The 15683-nt window shown below is 64.1% G+C and carries 13 protein-coding genes and 1 pseudogene; 9 read left to right on the top strand and 5 right to left on the bottom strand.

Features of this window, described 5'->3' with window-relative positions:
- Positions 1-27: 27 nt before the first annotated feature.
- Positions 28-606, bottom strand: coding sequence for a tetratricopeptide repeat protein (locus tag V3572_RS12205; RefSeq protein WP_332111281.1), 579 nt, complete (start codon positions 604-606; stop codon positions 28-30).
- A gap of 459 nt (positions 607-1065) precedes the next feature.
- Between V3572_RS12205 and V3572_RS12200 the strand changes: the two genes are divergently transcribed.
- The 4 genes from V3572_RS12200 (at position 1066) to V3572_RS12185 (ending at position 5545) form a co-directional block, all read left to right on the top strand.
- On the top strand, positions 1066-1446 hold the full coding sequence (locus V3572_RS12200) for a hypothetical protein (RefSeq protein WP_332111280.1): 381 nt from the start codon (positions 1066-1068) through the stop codon (positions 1444-1446).
- A 255-nt stretch (positions 1447-1701) separates the two neighbouring features.
- Positions 1702-4497 carry an ATP-binding protein gene (locus tag V3572_RS12195; RefSeq protein ID WP_332111279.1) on the top strand — a complete coding sequence of 932 codons (2796 nt, stop codon included), beginning with the start codon at positions 1702-1704 and terminating at the stop codon, positions 4495-4497.
- 3 nt (positions 4498-4500) lie between these two features.
- Entirely contained in the window at positions 4501-4869 is a 369-nt protein-coding gene (locus tag V3572_RS12190) for a response regulator (protein WP_332111278.1), read from the top strand.
- A 67-nt stretch (positions 4870-4936) separates the two neighbouring features.
- A complete protein-coding gene (locus V3572_RS12185; protein WP_332111277.1) occupies positions 4937-5545 on the top strand; it encodes a chemotaxis protein CheC in 609 nt (202 codons plus the stop codon).
- Positions 5546-5626: 81 nt separating this feature from the next.
- On the opposite strand, the gene V3572_RS12180 is transcribed toward V3572_RS12185, so the two are convergent.
- The 3 genes from V3572_RS12180 to V3572_RS12170 all read right to left on the bottom strand — a co-directional run bounded on the left by V3572_RS12180 (position 5627) and on the right by V3572_RS12170 (position 10110).
- Positions 5627-6103, bottom strand: a complete 477-nt coding sequence (locus V3572_RS12180; protein WP_332111276.1) for a hypothetical protein — start codon at positions 6101-6103, stop codon at positions 5627-5629.
- Between the two features lie 666 nt (positions 6104-6769).
- The gene (locus V3572_RS12175) at positions 6770-7450 is read right to left on the bottom strand and encodes a hypothetical protein (protein WP_332111275.1); all 681 of its coding nucleotides are present in this window, start codon (positions 7448-7450) and stop codon (positions 6770-6772) included.
- 131 nt (positions 7451-7581) lie between these two features.
- Complete coding sequence (locus V3572_RS12170) at positions 7582-10110, bottom strand: sensor domain-containing protein (RefSeq protein ID WP_332111274.1); 2529 nt, start codon at positions 10108-10110, stop codon at positions 7582-7584.
- Between the two features lie 291 nt (positions 10111-10401).
- Between V3572_RS12170 and V3572_RS12165 the strand changes: the two genes are divergently transcribed.
- A complete protein-coding gene (locus V3572_RS12165) occupies positions 10402-12099 on the top strand; it encodes a glutamine--tRNA ligase/YqeY domain fusion protein (protein ID WP_332111273.1) in 1698 nt (565 codons plus the stop codon).
- 350 nt (positions 12100-12449) lie between these two features.
- Positions 12450-12866 (top strand): hypothetical protein, encoded by a 417-nt coding sequence (locus tag V3572_RS12160; protein WP_332111272.1) that lies wholly within the window; start codon positions 12450-12452, stop codon positions 12864-12866.
- A 146-nt stretch (positions 12867-13012) separates the two neighbouring features.
- On the opposite strand, the gene V3572_RS12155 is transcribed toward V3572_RS12160, so the two are convergent.
- Positions 13013-13210, bottom strand: a complete 198-nt coding sequence (locus tag V3572_RS12155; protein ID WP_332111271.1) for a hypothetical protein — start codon at positions 13208-13210, stop codon at positions 13013-13015.
- 195 nt (positions 13211-13405) lie between these two features.
- Here V3572_RS12155 and V3572_RS12150 point away from each other — a divergent pair, with 195 nt between their 5' ends.
- The 3 genes and pseudogenes from V3572_RS12150 to V3572_RS12140 form a co-directional block, all read left to right on the top strand.
- Complete coding sequence (locus V3572_RS12150; RefSeq protein WP_332111269.1) at positions 13406-14149, top strand: N-acyl homoserine lactonase family protein; 744 nt, start codon at positions 13406-13408, stop codon at positions 14147-14149.
- A gap of 10 nt (positions 14150-14159) precedes the next feature.
- Entirely contained in the window at positions 14160-15086 is a 927-nt protein-coding gene (locus tag V3572_RS12145; RefSeq protein WP_332111268.1) for an SH3 domain-containing protein, read from the top strand.
- Between the two features lie 207 nt (positions 15087-15293).
- A pseudogene (locus V3572_RS12140) lies at positions 15294-15683 on the top strand (biotin/lipoyl-binding protein); the annotation flags it as partial.

Here is a 15683-nt window from a genome sequence, read left to right as displayed (position 1 = left end):
CCTCCGGCGTCTGTGGGGGGGGCGTCTTCATGCCTGGGCCGCCCGGCTTGGCGGGCCTGCCGCCAGTCCCAGCCGCGTTTCCAACGCCTGCTCCAGGACGCAGGCGACACGCACACCCTGGCCGGGGTCGGCCGTCACGGCCTCGATATGCGCGGCCAGGTGGTCCCGCAGGGCCGCCATGGCCGGGGCGTCGGGGGCGCCAGGGGCCTGCGGCGCAGCATCGGCCCAGGCTAAATACGCCTCCACGGCCTTGGCCGTACGCCCCAGGCGCAACCGGCACAGACACAAAAACAGTCCGGCCGGATGTCCCTCCGTGCGCCTGGCCACGCGCTCGAACTCCACCAGCGCCTGGACATGCCGCCCCATGGCGTACAGGGCTCGCCCCAAAAGCATCCGGGCCTCATCGTCGCCCGGGGTCTGCCGCAGCCACAGGCGCAGTTGCTGCGCCGCCTCCTCCATGTCCCCGGCGAAAAAGGCTTCGCGCCCCTTGTCCAGCCAGACTGCGGACTGGGACTGCGCCGCTTCGGCATCCGCATCCGGAGGGCGGCCGGTCATCAACTGAAACATTCCCCGCCGCGACAGGCGGGTGGGGTGTTCATGGGCCATGCTGTCCATCCCCGGTTCGGGACCGCGCCGTCGTCCCGAGTCGTTTGCATTTTTTAGAAAATGAATCCGGACTCGCGTTCATGGACGGTAGTCCTTTTTTGAACTTTTCGAAAGGCGCACCGCCAAAAATTCAACACGCTGAATTGACTAGCTAAATTTTTTATTTGAAAAATGCACCAAATGGCCCGTTTCCTGCTTAAGGGAAAATCGAGCGCGTCGGAACCCCCAACCGGCACGCAACATGGAAGGTCTCCACCGGCTGACGCGGCCAACCCCCAGCCTCCTCCCCCACGGTCGCGCAGCCAAATGACGCAAGCCGTTTCCGTCTCTCCCTGGACGGACTCGGCTTGCGTCATGTCCATGGCCGTTCCCGGCTCGTCCAGCCACGGACGTCATACCCGTCGGAGCGGGGGCGATACCGAGGAGTGACCATCCGAAAATTTTGCGGTAGAGGCGGGTATGGCAAAATGCACGCTCCTTTTCCTGGCCCTGTGCTGGCTTACCCTGGCCATCCCGGCGCCTGCCCTGGCCGCCCCGGCCGCGCCCGGTCCCGCCCGCGACATCGCCGGGACGTGGGAGGCCACGGTCATGGGCCAATCGGCCACGGTGACGTTCACCCAAAACGGCAATCTGATTTCAGGCCTTTTGCTTGTGCCGGACATCACCGGGAAACAAAATTCCTATCATCTCTCAGGCACCATCGTGGGCGATTTTTTTGCGGCAGTCCACGGCAGCGGGCACATGCTGCGCGGCTGGCTGCGCGGCCCGGACGAGGCCGACGGGGAATTGACCCTGGCCAACGCCCCGCCCATCGCCCTCACGCTGCGTCGGCTGCGCTAAAAGACCCAGCGCGCGCCAAAGCGCGATGATGTCCGAGACCCGCGGGCGTCTCGCTTGAGCAGACCGCGCGCGTCACGCGCCTGCCGTTTTGGGGGCCGTCCCGACGCAGCCGTCCGTTGGCTCTCCCCCGGCCACCCGAGGCCCCCGTACCCCGCCAAATCGAGGTATCCCCGCCTTGACACACGTCACCCGGCATGTTCATTTCCCGTCCTGAGCAGGCGGATTTTCCCGTTTGGCCTTGCTGCGCGAGAATCCATGAAAACACGCACCCCCGTGATATTTTGCGAAAACCTACGGCGTCTGCGCCAACAGGCCTCCCTCGACCTGCCTGAAACGGCCCGCCTGGCCGCCATGGACAGCGACCGGCTTCGCGATATCGAAGCCGCAACCTCGGACCCTTCGCTTTCTGAAGTCTGCGCCCTGGCCCACGCCCTGGGAACGACGGCTGCGGCCCTTGTCGCCCCTTACGACGCGCTGGCCACCGCCTCCGGGGACGAGGGCAGAATTCGTCGCCTGGAAAAGGCCTGGTCCAGCACCCCCGACCTCATCTGCGTCATCGACCGGGATCTGCGTTACGTCCTGGTCAACGACGCCTATCCCGCCCTGCTGGGCATCCCCCGGGAACGTATCCTCGGAACCCCGGCAGGCCTTTTGCTGCCGACAGCAACCTTCGAGAGGGAGGCCAAACCCCGTTTGTTGCGCTGCCTTGGCGGCGAGGCCGTGGAATGGCAGAGCTGGTTCGACCATCCGCGCACCAGGGAACACATTTATTGCGTGTCCCGCTTCATGCCCTGGACCGATCCCATCACCCAGACCCCCCACGCCATCATCATCATCCGGGAGCAGACCGCCCAGCAGCACATACTCGAAAATTTGCGGGAAAGCGAAAAAACCACCTCCCTGCTCTTTCGCGTCTCCAACATCATCGCCGGATCCGGCGAGACCGAGGAAGTGTATCCCATCATCCGCCGCATCCTGGGCGAACTCATCCCCACGGAACATTTTTATGTGGCCCTGGTGAACCGTCAGCGCGATTGTTTGGATTTTGCCTATGTGGCCAGCGACAGGGACCGGGATCTGCCCCCTGTGGAGCAATTGAGCCAACTGGCCCCCCCCCTGTCCAAGGACAACTTCGGCGACTTCAAATGCGGCAACCTCCTGACAGAGGTCATCCGCACCGCCCACCCCCTGTGCGTCACCCGGAAGGTCATGAGCATGACCGGCATGGCCTGCCCCGGGGCCCTGCCCGAGGTCTGGATGGGCGTCCCCATACGGGTGCGCCAGGAGGTTTTGGGGGTCATGGCCGTCAAGCAATTCCACAGCCACGCCCGCTACACCAAAAAAGACATGGACATCATGCTCTCGGTGGCCGAACAACTGGCTTACGGCGTGGACCGCCGCCACACCATGGCCGATCTGCGCGCCGCCAAGGAGGAGGCCGACCGGGCCAACCGGGCCAAAAGCGACTTCCTGGCGGGCATGAGCCACGAAATCAGAACGCCCCTCAACGCCGTACTGGGGCTGGCCGACCTCTTGCTTGCCTCCCGTCTGGAGCCCGAACAGGTCGACTACCTGGAAACCATCCGCGACTCGGCCCGACATCTGCTCACCGTGGTCGGCGACATCCTGGATCTGTCCAAGATCGAGGCCCGACGGATGGACCTGGAACATATCGACTTCGATCTCAGCGGGGTTTTGCGTTCCACGGTCAAGACCTTCGGGACCATGGCCGCCAAAAAGGGGCTCTGGCTGAACCTGGATCTGCCCCCCAGCGTCCCCCGCCATCTGCGTGGCGACCCGAACCGGCTGCGCCAGATCATCATCAACCTGGTGGGCAACGCCCTCAAATTCACCGAGTCGGGCGGCGTGACCATCCGCGTGGCCCATGCCGAACCGGCCACGCCGGACAAGGTGGTGCTCCGCTTCGAGGTCACGGACACGGGCATCGGCCTTCCCCACCAGCAGTCGGCGACGCTTTTCAACAAGTTTCGCCAGGCAGACGCGTCCACGGCCCGCAAATACGGCGGCACCGGCCTTGGCCTGGCCATCAGCCGCCAACTCGTGGAGCTCATGGGCGGCGGCATCGAGGTCGCCTCCGCGCCGAACAAGGGCAGCACCTTCCGGTTCACGGCCGTCTTCGCCCCGGGTCGGCCCACGCCCAAGGCGGTCGGCGCCGCCCCGGCCCCGGCCCCGATCGACCGCGCGCCGACCGCCAGCGCTCCGGCCTACATCCTTTTGGCCGAAGACAACCCGGTCAACGTCAAGCTGGCCGGAGCCCATCTGCAAAAGCTCGGCTACCGCTTAAGCGTGGCCCAAAGCGGCATCCAGGCCCTTGAGGCCCTGGCCCGGGAACGTTTCGACCTGGTGCTTATGGATGTGGAGATGCCGGGCATGGACGGCGTGACCGCCTCGGGCATCATCCGAACCGGAGGCCCGGCCGGCCACCCGGTGCTCGATCCCGACGTGCCCATCGTGGCCGTGACGGCCCATGCCTCGCCCGAGGTGCGCCGCCGCTGCCTGGAGGCGGGCATGGACGAATACATGACCAAGCCCATCAATTTCGCCGAACTGGCGGCCATCATCCAGCGCCTCTTGCCAAGCCCGGGAAAGACGCCGCCCGTCCCGCCCCCGGTTGCGCCACCGCCGCCAGGCGGCCCGGCGGACATGCCGTCGCATAGCATTTTGGACACCCGCGCCGCCATGGAACGCCTGGGCATCGACCCGGCGGGCTACGCGCCCATCCTGGCCGTTTCCGCCCGGGAAATCGACAAGCGACTGGAGTTGTGCCGCATGGCCCTTGCGGACAAAAATCTGACCGACTTGGCCCTGCACGCCCACACCCTCAAGTCCACCACCTCCACCATCGGCGCGGTGAAAGGCGCACAATACGCCCGCAGCCTGGAACACGCCGCCGATGCCGGGAAACTCGACGAAGCGGCTGCGCATTTGCGCGATTTGGAAAAGGAGCTGCATGAGGTGGCTGTCTGCATCCAGGCCGCCATGCGTCAAATCACCACTGTCAAACCGGCGGGGCCGACCCTGCGGAGCTGACCGATGCCCACCATTTTGATCGCCGACGATTCCATGTTTCAACGCTTCCAGACCTCCAAGACGGCCGTGGCGGCCGGATACGACGTTCTTGAGGCCAAAGATGGCCGCGAATGTCTGCAATTGGTGTTGGAAAAACGGCCCGACGTGCTCCTTTTGGATCTCAACATGCCCGCCCTGGACGGTTTGGCCGTCATGGAACGCCTGGTCGCCGCAGGGGCCATGCCCGCCAGAATCTACGTGCTCACCGCCGACATCCAGGACACCACGCGCAAACGGTGCATGGATCTGGGCGCGTGCGACTGCATCAACAAACCCGTGGATCAGGGCGTCCTTGGAAAACTCCTGGCCGAGGCCCGCGCGCCTCTGGGGTAAGCGCGGCCGATACCGACATTTCCCGGTTTGTCCGGCCGCCTGGATGCGGCCGCAGAAGGAGCGTTCCATGGAACTGACCCCCATGCAACTGGACATCCTCCAGGAGCTTATCAATATCGGCGTCGGCCGGGCGGCAGGCATGCTCAACCGCATGGTCAGCACCCACATCCAATTGCAGGTGCCGGAACTGGTGGTGCTGTCATCGAAGGAATTTTGTTCCCGCTACGGGACTCGGAGCAAAGAGATCTTTTCCGCCGTACAACTGACCTTTTCCGGACATTTTTCCGGCTTAAGCGCCCTGATCTTCCCGCCGGAGAGCGCCTCGCGGCTGGTGAACATCATTCTGGGCAATTCCGTCATCTCCGAGGCCGAGGCCGAGGCCATGCGCGTGGAGACCCTTCAGGAGGTGGGCAACATCGTCTTAAACGGGGTCATGGGCTCCATCGGCAACATCCTCAAGGAAAACATCGTGTTCTCCACCCCGGACTATGTGGAGGAGCGTTTCGAGCAACTGGTGTTTTTCGGGGAGCACGCCGATTCCGGGGCCATGGTGCTCATGGCCCGCACCCAATTCACCATCAAGGATCATCTCATCGAGGGCGAGGTGCTGATCCTGTTCAGCCTGGCTTCCTTCGACACCCTGCTGGCGGCCATCGACGCCCTTGACGCATCCTGATCCATCCGCCCGACCGACAACGCGCCAGGGCCCCGTCCAGGAACAAAACGGGGCCCTGGCCGTATCCAATACCCGGCCCGGCTAGGTGAGGGAGGACGCCATGCCTTCGGCCGAGGTGCCTCCGCTACTGGTGGACTCTGAAAGTTCGGTCTGCAACTGGGTGAGCTGGGCCTGATACTGGGACAACTGGGCCTGCAGGTTCTGGACCTTCTGCTGCTTCTGATCGTCCGGGAGGTCTTCCTGCTGGGCCTCCTCGATCTTCTCCTGCAAATCTTCGATCTTTTCTTCGATTTCGTCGATCTCATCCTCGACATCCGAGGTTTCCGATTCTTCGGTTTCTTCGGATTCGCCGGAGCCCGAAGCGCCGCCGGACTTGGAGGAGGACGAGGCCGCCAGCTTGAGGCCTTCGGCGGAAAGGGTCACGGTGTCGCCGGAGTCGGTGGTTGCGTCCGACGTGGAGCCGCTTTGGCTGGAGGCGCTGGCGGCGTTGGTCTGGGAGGTTTCCGTCAGGGACGTGGATGTGGAATACAGGCTGGAAGCGGAAATTTCGAAGGACATGTGGTACCCCCTGGTCTTTCGTACAAGTGTACTGCTCTTATCGGCCAGAGGTGAACATGCTTTAGGCAGGACAACGTTATTTTAGAAAATAATTCCTTGTTTCGTTTATCGTGCAATACATTGCACGAACTCCAGTCTGCAGAATTCCATCGAACACCCTGCCCGTTCCGTATTTGACAGGCATCCAACCCGGACCTTCCCCTGCGTCACGCCATGCACATGTCCATTTGCACAATTGCACATTGCACAATTTTTCTTGCACAACACAACTGAGATCGCCAATTGTAAAACCTCCCTCACCCTCCGAACCGCTCACATGGCGAATCCTGCCGTGGAAAGCGCATCCCGGGCATCCGGCGGGATATGGCGGAACCGCGGACGCGGCGTATTCCCAGGTCACGGCCGCCATAATCGAGGAGGGGGGTTCCTCGCGGTTCCCCCCCCCTCACACCACCGGACATACCTGCTCGGTATCTCGGCGGTTTTTGTCTCCGGCTTCTTCCAGACCTCGCCTCGCGACGACGCCCTTGCCTTCGGCTACCAGTTCCCACCATCAGGGCCTGGAGAGGACTTCCACCTCCTCGATTCGCGCCATGCCTGGCGCACAATGAAAACGGCCCCGGATCGCGGCGATCCGGGGCCGTTTGAAGCGAGCGCGCGATCCGCTCAGGTCAGGGACATGGACGCCCCCTCGGCCCGGGTGCCGCCGGGGTTGCGGCCTGAACCGGTCAGCGACTTTTGCAGCTCGGCCAATTGCTCCTGATACTGGACCATCTGGGATTGCAGGAGCTGGATCTTCTGCTTTTTCACCTTGTCGGGGAGGTCTTGCTCCTCGAGCTCCTGGATCTGCTCCTGAAGCTCCTGAATCTTCTTCTGAATGTCCTTCATCTGGTCTTTGATTTTGGCCGCGGAAGCATTCTCGTCCGAGTCCTCCTCCTGTTTTTGCGTGACCGCAGAGGACATCCGCAACCCTTCGGGCGAGATCGAAACCGTGTCGCCGGTTGCGGCGGTGGAACCCGCAGCCGTGCCGTTTTCGGCCGATGCGGCCGCCTCCGTCCCCAATACCGATGCCGACAACGTGAAGGAACCAATGCCGGAAAGAGTGGTCGCCATGGTCTGCTCCTGTGTCATGTGCAAAGCCTCACCCCCTTTATCGGACAACTTGTGCAAAACTTGAGCAAAACTTGAGCAAAAAAACACACCGTGTGCAAATTTTTGAAATGGGGTTGCGGCAAACCAAATCAGTCCCGAATCGGCGGCGCACGCCCGTCCGGGCCTTTGCAGGTCCGGACGAAATCTTTGGATCGAGCCGCAGGGAAGTCTCAGCAGGACGGCCGCTTCCGCCATCCCGGAGACCTGGCGGCCCAAGGGCGGTGACGCTGCCCCCCGGACGCCGCAGGAACGGACGCAAGCATCCGCGCCCCGGGGCGTCGCCAGCCTACGGGGACGTTTCAGACGCCTGGATCGCGGCGGGGGGATCAGGTAGACGGGGCCTCAAGGGAACAGGCCTCGGCCACGCGACGCTGGTAGTCCAGGATGTAGCGTTCGGCCGCATCGCTGTCCACGGGCCGGGAGAACATGTAGCCCTGGGCCTTGTCGCAGCGCACGTCCTGCAGGCGGGCGAACTGGTCTTCGCGCTCCACGCCCTCGGCGATGACCGTCAGCCCCAGATTGCGGGCCAGGGAGATGATGGACTTGACGATCTGGATGTTGTCTTCGGCGTTTTCCGATCCGCTAATAAACGACCGGTCGATCTTCAGATGGTCGATGGGCAGTTGGCGCAGATAGCTCAACGAGGAATAGCCCGTTCCGAAGTCGTCCACGGCGATGCGCACCCCAAGCGCCTTGAGCCGGTTGAGTTCGTGTATGGAATGGCTGGTGTCCTGCATGAGCACGGTCTCGGTGATTTCGAGCTTGAGCCGCGCCGGGTCGAGGCCCGTCTCCTCCAGCACCTCGGCCACATACTCCACCAGCCCGTCGCGCACGAACTGGCGGCAGGAGACGTTGACGCTGACGCTTAAGCGTTCGGCCCCGGGGATGGTCTTCTGCCATTTCCCGAGCTGGCGGCAGGCCTCGACAATGACCCAGCGGCCAAGGGGCAGGATGATGCCCGTCTCCTCGGCCAGGGGGATGAACTTGTCCGGGGGCACGATGCCCTTAAGGGGGTGGTTCCAGCGCACCAGGGCCTCGAAACCCTCCAGGGCCCGGGTTTCCACGTTGACGATGGGCTGGTAGTGCAGGATCAGTTCGTCGTTGGTCAGGGCGTCGCGCAGTTCGGCCTCAAGGCTGATGATCTCCAGGATCTCCTTGTGCATCCTGCGGTCGAAGATCATGTACGGCTTGCCGGTTTCCTTGGCCCGGTACATGGCGATGTCCGCATCGCGCAACACGTCCTCGGCGCTGTCGTATTCCTTGGTGCGCAGCACGATGCCGATGCTGGCCCCGGGGTACACCTCGTTGCCGCAGATGGTGCAGGGCCGCCGCAGGGTCTCCTGGATGCGCTCGGCCACGGTGAGCACCTCGCGCTTGATTTTAAATTCCTCCAAAATCACCGCAAACTCGTCCCCGCCCAGGCGGGCCACGGTGTCCACGGAGCGCATACAGGATTTGAGCCGGGCGGCGATCTCCACCAAAAGCATGTCCCCGGCGGCGTGCCCCATGCTGTCGTTGACCGCCTTGAACTTGTCCAGGTCGATCATGAGCACGGCGTACTGGTAGTCGCCCCGGCGTCGGCCCCGGGCCAGGGCCCGCTGCAGACGCTCGGCGAACAGGCTGCGGTTGGGCAGGCTGGTGAGGGAGTCGTGGAAGGCCTGGTGGGTGATCTGCTCCTCGAAGGCCTTGCGTTCGGAAATGTCCTGATAGATGTAGACGACGCCCCCGGCGGCCTCGCCGCTTTTGACCTGAAAGCCGATCATGGATACGGGGATGAGCCTGCCGTCGCGATGGCGGCGGGCGGTCTCGCGCTGTACGGTGTTGCCGGAGAGGATCGCGGCCCGGAAATTCTCGCACTCAGCCAGGAGATCCTCGGGCACGATGAAGGAGCGCATCCCGAAGCCTTTCATGTCGGCGGCCCGGTAGCCGAACAGCTCCTCGAAGCCCTTGTTGGCGTCCAGGACGTTCCGGTTGCTGTCGATGAGGATGATGGCCTGGGGCGAATTCTCAAAAAGCTGCCGGAAATAGGCCCGCTGGGCCTCCAGGGCCTCCTCGGCCCGCTTGCGCTCGGTGACGTCCACCACGGTGCCCTCGTAGTGGTCGATGTCGCCTTCCTCGTCAAAGATGGCCCGGGCGTTCTCGCTGATCCAGATGATCTCGCCGCCTTTTTTGCGGATGCGCGACTCGAAGTTCCAGACCTCGTTGTATTCGTCCATGATGCGCACGAAGTCGTCGCGGCGGCCCGGGTCCACATACAACTGGTTCTTGATGTCCTTGAAATGTTCGATGAGCTCGCCTGACGTGGCGAAACCGTAGATGCGGGCCAGGGCGGGGTTGACGTCCAGATAACGCCCGGCCGGGGTGGTCTGGAAAATGCCCTCCACGGCGTTTTCAAAAATGGAGCGGAACTTGCGCTCGGCCCCGCGCAAAAGCTCCTCGGTCTGCTTGCGCAGGGTGATGTCGCGGTAGATGATGAAGACGTCGCCCGCCAGACTGTCCCGCCTGCCGTCAGCCGGGATGCAGACCATGGTCACATGCACCAGGGAACCGTCGCGCCGCCTGCGCAGGGTCTCCCGGTGTTCGTCGGCCTTGCACTCGATCCATTCCGCCGGATCGTCGGCCGCCCGCTCCGCAGGCATGATGAGTTCGGCCAGGTCCGCCCCGGTGCTCTCGGCCGCCGCATAGCCGAAGATGCGCCCGAAGGCCCGGTTGACCAGCAACACCCGGCCCGTCTGGTCGCGCAGGGCCACGGCGTTGGGAGAACCTTCGAAGAGCGTGCGGAACAGGGCGCCGGTTGCGCCCCCGCCGGGGGCAAGAAAGGCCGGGTCGGTCGGATCTGAGTGAGGATTCGTCATGAGTAAGTCACTTGGGCGTCGCGTTGCGGAAAGGTTAGCAAGAATTTTACCAATTTGTCAATGTCTTGAAATCTTTACCCTTGACCTGTCTGTACCATCCACCCTCGACAAAATTGTCCAGGAAAACAGACAATTTTGTCTCCTCCCGGGCCGCCACCGGAAAGCGCCGCCGCCGTCTGCCCGTTTGACCGCAGCCCCAAGTTCTTCTATCCTTTTTGCCCCATTGCGGCCCCTTGCCGCGACAGGCGGGGACATCCCCCCGCCCCCCAAAGACAACACCGAGGATTCCCCATGACCGCCACCGGCATCGACAAAAAAGGCGCGCCCGCACCTTCCCGGGACTTCATCCGCACCATCATCGACGAGGACAACCGCACCGGCAAATGGGCCGGACGCGTCCAGACCCGCTTCCCCCCCGAGCCCAACGGCTACCTGCATATCGGACACGCCAAGTCCATCTGCCTCAATTTCGGCATCGCCAAAGAGTTCGGCGGCCAGTGCAACCTGCGTTTCGACGACACCAACCCCAGCAAGGAAGAGGTGGAATACGTCGAATCCATCCAGGAAGACGTGCGCTGGCTGGGTTTCTCCTGGGACGACCGACTCTATTACGCCTCGGACTACTTCGAAAAGCTCTACGCCTTCGCCGAGCACCTCATTGAAAACGGCAAGGCCTATGTGGACGACCTGACGGCCGAGGAGATCCGCGCCTACCGGGGAACCCTCACCGAGCCCGGCAAAAACAGCCCCTATCGCGACCGCTCCCCCGCCGAAAACCTCGACCTCTTCCGGCGCATGCGGGCCGGCGAATTCCCCGACGGGGCTCGCGTCCTGCGGGCCAAAATCGACATGCAAAGCCCCAACGTGGTCCTGCGCGACCCCACCCTGTACCGCATCAAACACGTGCATCACCACCGCACCGGCGACGCCTGGCGCATCTACCCCATGTACGACTACACCCACTGCATCTCCGACGCCCTGGAAGGCGTCACCCACTCCCTGTGTTCGCTCGAATTCGAAAACAACCGCCCCCTCTACGACTGGGTGCTGGACAACATTTCCGCCCCCTGCCACCCGCAACAGATCGAATTCGCCCGCCTGAACCTGGGCTACACCGTCTTAAGCAAACGCAAGCTCATCCAACTCGTCACCGAAGGCCGCGTCTCCGGCTGGGACGACCCCCGCATGCCCACCCTGTGCGGCGTGCGCCGCCGGGGCTACACGCCTTCGGCCATGCGCGACTTCTGCGACCGCATCGGCATCTCCAAGGCCGACAACCTGGTGGACATGGCCCTCTTGGAGCACTGCCTGCGCGAGGACTTAAACCGCCGCGCCCGCCGCGTGATGGGCGTCCTGAACCCCGTCAAGCTCATCATCGAAAACTACCCCGAGGACGCGGTCGAACACATCGACTTCCCCTACCACCCCGAAGACCCCGGCATGGGCAGCCGCCCCGTGCCTTTTTCCCGCGAACTCCTCGTCGAACGCGACGACTTCCTGGAACAGGCCCCGAAAAAATGGTACCGGCTGACCCCCGGGGCCGAGGTGCGCCTGCGCCACGCCTACTATGTGACCTGCACCGGCTTCGACAAAGACCCGTATACCGGCGAGATCACCGCCATCCGCTGCCTCCACGACCCCGCCACCAAGGGCGGCTGGTCCACGGACGGACGCAAGGTGCGCGGCACCCTGCACTGGGTCAGCGCCGCCCACGCCATCCCCTCCGAGGTCCGCCTCTACGACCGGCTCTTCACCACCGAATCCCCGGCCGACGGCAAGGCCGACTTCCTCACCTTCCTCAACCCCGACTCCCTGAAAACCGTCACCGGCGCCAGGCTCGAACCCAGCCTGGCCCAGGCCGCCCCCGGCGACATCTTCCAGTTCGAACGCCTGGGCTACTTCTGCAAAGACCGCGACTCCACCCCCGAAATCCCCGTCTTCAACCGCTCCGTGGCCCTCAAAGACTCCTGGGCCAAAGCAAACAAGTAATCGGGGCTGCCGCCCCGCACCCCGCCCGGGGGGACGATTGTCCCCCCGGCCCCCCCGTCGTCGGGCGAGTCCCGTTGCCGCTTCGCGGCAACGGGACTCGCCCGGAAACGCGGGTATTCCGGCAGGGGCACAGGCCTCCGGCCAGGAGTCGAAGCCCATGGAACCGGAACTTTGCGACTCCCTGGACGACGCGGTGCGTCGTCCAGGGAGTCGCACGTTACGGGGTCCAGGGGGTTTAACCCCCTGGCGGGGGGTGTGGGGGGCGCCGCCCCCCGCATGGTTTTCATTGCCTTGCGTGGTGCGTTACGGTACTGTGTCATCATCACAATCCTTATATGGAGGATATCCTGATGCTTGGCATGGAAAAACGCATTCACGCATTATATGGCGACGAGGTAGGCAAGGAAGCGGACAACCCCAAGACCGTGGAGCGCGAGACCGCCGGGGCGGCCCGGGCCGGTGTGGCTCTGGCGCTTTTGGCCATTTTGATGGCTGGGGCGGCCTATTTCGGCATGGACGCCAAGGTGGCCGGGCTGGACCACAAGATCACGGCCCTGGCCGAGGTGGAGACGCGCATGGCGGCCCTTGAGGAGCGTGCCGCGCGGCTTCCCGACGAGGTGCGCCAGATTCTGGTGGCCGACAAGGTGTTGCAGATGGCCCGCATGGCCGAGCAGATCACCCCGGCCCTGACCACCCCCGAACAGAAGGCGGCCATGGCTGCGGTCATGGAGAATCTGGCCCGTGTCGGTCAACCGCCCCTGAAGTAGGCGCCCAGACGCTTCCCCGACCCGTGCAGGCGCATGGAGGGGAAGGGTTTTGCAAAAACACGACAGGGGACGGCCGTCCAAGCGGCCGTCCTCTGTTACTTACAGGGTTGCCCAAAACACGTGTCCCCTGGATGCGGGACGCACCACTAGCCGGTTTTTACCAACAGGCTTCCCTTAAGCGAATTTTCCAGCAGGGATTCCTTGGTGGTGGCCATGGCCAGGGCTGCGTCTTGTTCGGCGTTGCGCGCATCGCCGCTCATCTGCATGAAGTCCATGAGCAGCTGGTTCTGCCGAATGGATGTCTGGGTCTGGGGCATATCGGATATTTTGATTACCGAGGACATGAGATCGTCTCCCGTTTTGCCGGTTCTTAAGCGTAGCACGCCTTTGCGTATGCTATCGGCCGCGCGCCCCGGGTTCTTTAGGTCCCCCCTTGGCGTGCGCCCTTTCTTGCCGCACCCCGGGCTTTGCGCTAGACCTTGCCTCACACGTTCTCCTCGGCCATCCCGGCCGGGCGGGGACGCGACAAGGACGACGCCATGGCCATCTGGAAAATCCACCCCATCGTCATGGGCACCAAACGCTTCGACAAGGGCATGATGACCTACCAGCAGGGCTACGGCACGCCGTATGTCATCCCGATTTACTGCTGGTACCTGGAGGGCGGGGGAAAAAAAGTGCTGGTGGACACGGGCGAGATGATGCCCGTGATCACCGAGGACCGGGAGAAGGCCATCGGAGGGAAAATCCACACCTTCGCGGAGGGCCTGGCCCGTTTCGGCCTGACCCCCGAGGCCATCGACGTGGTCATCCACACCCACCTGCACAACGACCATTGCGAAAACGATGCGGCCTGCGTGAACGCCCGGTTTTACGTGCATGAAAAAGAACTGGAGCACGTCCATAACCCCCATCCTCTGGATTTCCGCTATCTGGAGGACTATATCCTGGACGTGGAGGAAAACGGGCAGATCGAGGTGGTCACCGGCGACCGGGAGATCCTGCCGGGCATCCGGGTCATGCACACCCCGGCCCACACCGAGGGAGGGCTGACGGTCTTCGTGGACACGGCGGGGGGCACGGCGGCCATCACCGGCTTTTGCACCATCCTGGAGAATTTTTATCCTCCCAAGGAAGTGCGAGCCATGGAGATGGAGGTCATCCCCCCGGGCACCCACGTCAACGCCTACGAGGCCTATGACATCGTGAAAAAGGTCCGCGACGCGGCGGACATCATCCTGCCCCTGCACGAGCCGTCGTTTGCGGCCGTGGAAACCATCTGAGGAGCCCTCCATGCCCCTGCCCCGCCGCATGTTGCTGATCACCGCCGCCGTTTTGGCCCTTGCCGCGCTGTTGGGCGCGCCCGCCGCCAGTCCGGCCGCCGAACCGGGCCGTTTCGTCATCGACGACGACGGGCACGACCTGCGGGCCGCCGCCAGCGCCAAGGCCGCCTCCCTGGGCATGGTCTTGCGGGGGGAGACCGTCACGGTGCTGTCGCGCCAGGGCGGTTTCGCCAACGTGCGCACCGAGGATGGCCGCACGGGCTGGGTTCCGGACAAGGTGGTGCGGGCCGAGGCCGCCTATCTGGCCGACCCGCGCAATCGGGAACTGGTCATGTGCCCCAAGGAGATGGTCCGGACCTTCCCCCTGAAGCCGACCGGGCATGAGGGCGCCGCCACGCTGGTTCTGCGCGACGTGCCGTCGGTCCTGGGCGGCGACGCCCAGGCCGCCCTGACCGACGCCTCGGGCAAGGCCGTCTGGCAGGGGCCGACCCAGGGCGCAGGCGGCGACCCCACGGTTTTTTTCTGCCGGGACTTCGGCTTTTACTGGCCCCAGGCCGCAGGCGACCTGGACGGCGACGGCCGCATCGAGATCCTGGCCCAAGACCCCCAGTCCGATGTCTCGGTCAGCTCCTACACCCTGATCCGCTTCTCCCGTGAGTTGGCCCCCTCTGTGGCCTTCTCCGGACGCGGCCTGGTGGAGACGCCCCTGGGATCGGGGCGGTTTTTGTGGACCGATCCGGACTTCCCCTCCAAAAACGTGCGGTGGATCATGAACGTGGCCACCGTGGCCGCCGACGGAACCATGACCGTCCCGGTCTATGAATATGCCGGTCTGGCTGGGTCCGAACTGCGCACCGGCACGGCCCGGGTGCGCCTGGAGGCCGACGGGGCCGTCCTGGTCTCCTGGGTCAAGCCCCTGGCCAAACCCGCCGACTGATCCCGGCTCACGACGCCCTGATCGAACGCGCCCCGGCCCGGCCAAGCCCGACGGCCGCCGCCGTGGGCGCGACGCGATGGCCGCAGCAACGCTTGACAGGGCAACCATCCATGCATAGATATCGCCTTTCTCGCTGTAAACCGGTAGCAAGCTCATTATTGAGGCTGCATACTTTTGCCCACACCTGGTGATTCCCGAGGTTTTCCCATGACTGCTTCCGCGCTTCGCGCCATCGGCGCCGCCATCGCCCTGTTTTCCGTGTCCCTTTTCCTCCTGGCCGGCTGCGGCCAGGACAGCACCGCCCAGGAGCATGCCGGAGGGGGCATGCCTCCCCCCGAGGTGGTGGCCGTGACCATGACCCGGGGGGATCTGCCCCTGGGCATGGAATACATGGGGCAGACGGCCGGTTCCCGGGAGGTCGAGGTGCGGGCCCGGGTGGGCGGCATCCTCTTGCGCCGGGCCTATGTGGAAGGCGGCCCGGTCAAGCAGGGCGATTTGCTGTTTGAAATCGACCCGGCCCCCTTCCAGGCCACCCTGGAACAGGCCCAGGGCCGTCTGGCCCAGGCCGAGGCCAAGCTGTCCCAGGCCAAGCGCGAC

Origin of the sequence: Desulfolutivibrio sp. (assembly GCF_036584575.1) — a bacterium.
Taxonomy (GTDB): domain Bacteria; phylum Desulfobacterota; class Desulfovibrionia; order Desulfovibrionales; family Desulfovibrionaceae; genus Desulfolutivibrio.
Note: the sequence above shows the minus strand (reverse complement) of the source record. Positions and strands in the feature narration are given on the sequence as shown.

Excerpts from the sequence above, each read along its gene's own strand:
- V3572_RS12160 (WP_332111272.1), top strand. The coding sequence starts at position 12,450 with ATGCTTGGCATGGAAAAACGCATTCACGCATTATATGGCGACGAGGTA.
- V3572_RS12180 (WP_332111276.1), bottom strand. The coding sequence starts at position 6,103 with ATGTCCTTCGAAATTTCCGCTTCCAGCCTGTATTCCACATCCACGTCC.
- V3572_RS12195 (WP_332111279.1), top strand. The coding sequence starts at position 1,702 with ATGAAAACACGCACCCCCGTGATATTTTGCGAAAACCTACGGCGTCTG.
- V3572_RS12170 (WP_332111274.1), bottom strand. The coding sequence starts at position 10,110 with ATGACGAATCCTCACTCAGATCCGACCGACCCGGCCTTTCTTGCCCCC.
- V3572_RS12145 (WP_332111268.1), top strand. The coding sequence starts at position 14,160 with ATGCCCCTGCCCCGCCGCATGTTGCTGATCACCGCCGCCGTTTTGGCC.
- V3572_RS12200 (WP_332111280.1), top strand. The coding sequence starts at position 1,066 with ATGGCAAAATGCACGCTCCTTTTCCTGGCCCTGTGCTGGCTTACCCTG.
- V3572_RS12155 (WP_332111271.1), bottom strand. The coding sequence starts at position 13,210 with ATGTCCTCGGTAATCAAAATATCCGATATGCCCCAGACCCAGACATCC.
- V3572_RS12185 (WP_332111277.1), top strand. The coding sequence starts at position 4,937 with ATGGAACTGACCCCCATGCAACTGGACATCCTCCAGGAGCTTATCAAT.
- V3572_RS12175 (WP_332111275.1), bottom strand. The coding sequence starts at position 7,450 with ATGGCGGAAGCGGCCGTCCTGCTGAGACTTCCCTGCGGCTCGATCCAA.
- V3572_RS12205 (WP_332111281.1), bottom strand. The coding sequence starts at position 606 with ATGGCCCATGAACACCCCACCCGCCTGTCGCGGCGGGGAATGTTTCAG.
- V3572_RS12165 (WP_332111273.1), top strand. The coding sequence starts at position 10,402 with ATGACCGCCACCGGCATCGACAAAAAAGGCGCGCCCGCACCTTCCCGG.
- V3572_RS12150 (WP_332111269.1), top strand. The coding sequence starts at position 13,406 with ATGGCCATCTGGAAAATCCACCCCATCGTCATGGGCACCAAACGCTTC.
- V3572_RS12190 (WP_332111278.1), top strand. The coding sequence starts at position 4,501 with ATGCCCACCATTTTGATCGCCGACGATTCCATGTTTCAACGCTTCCAG.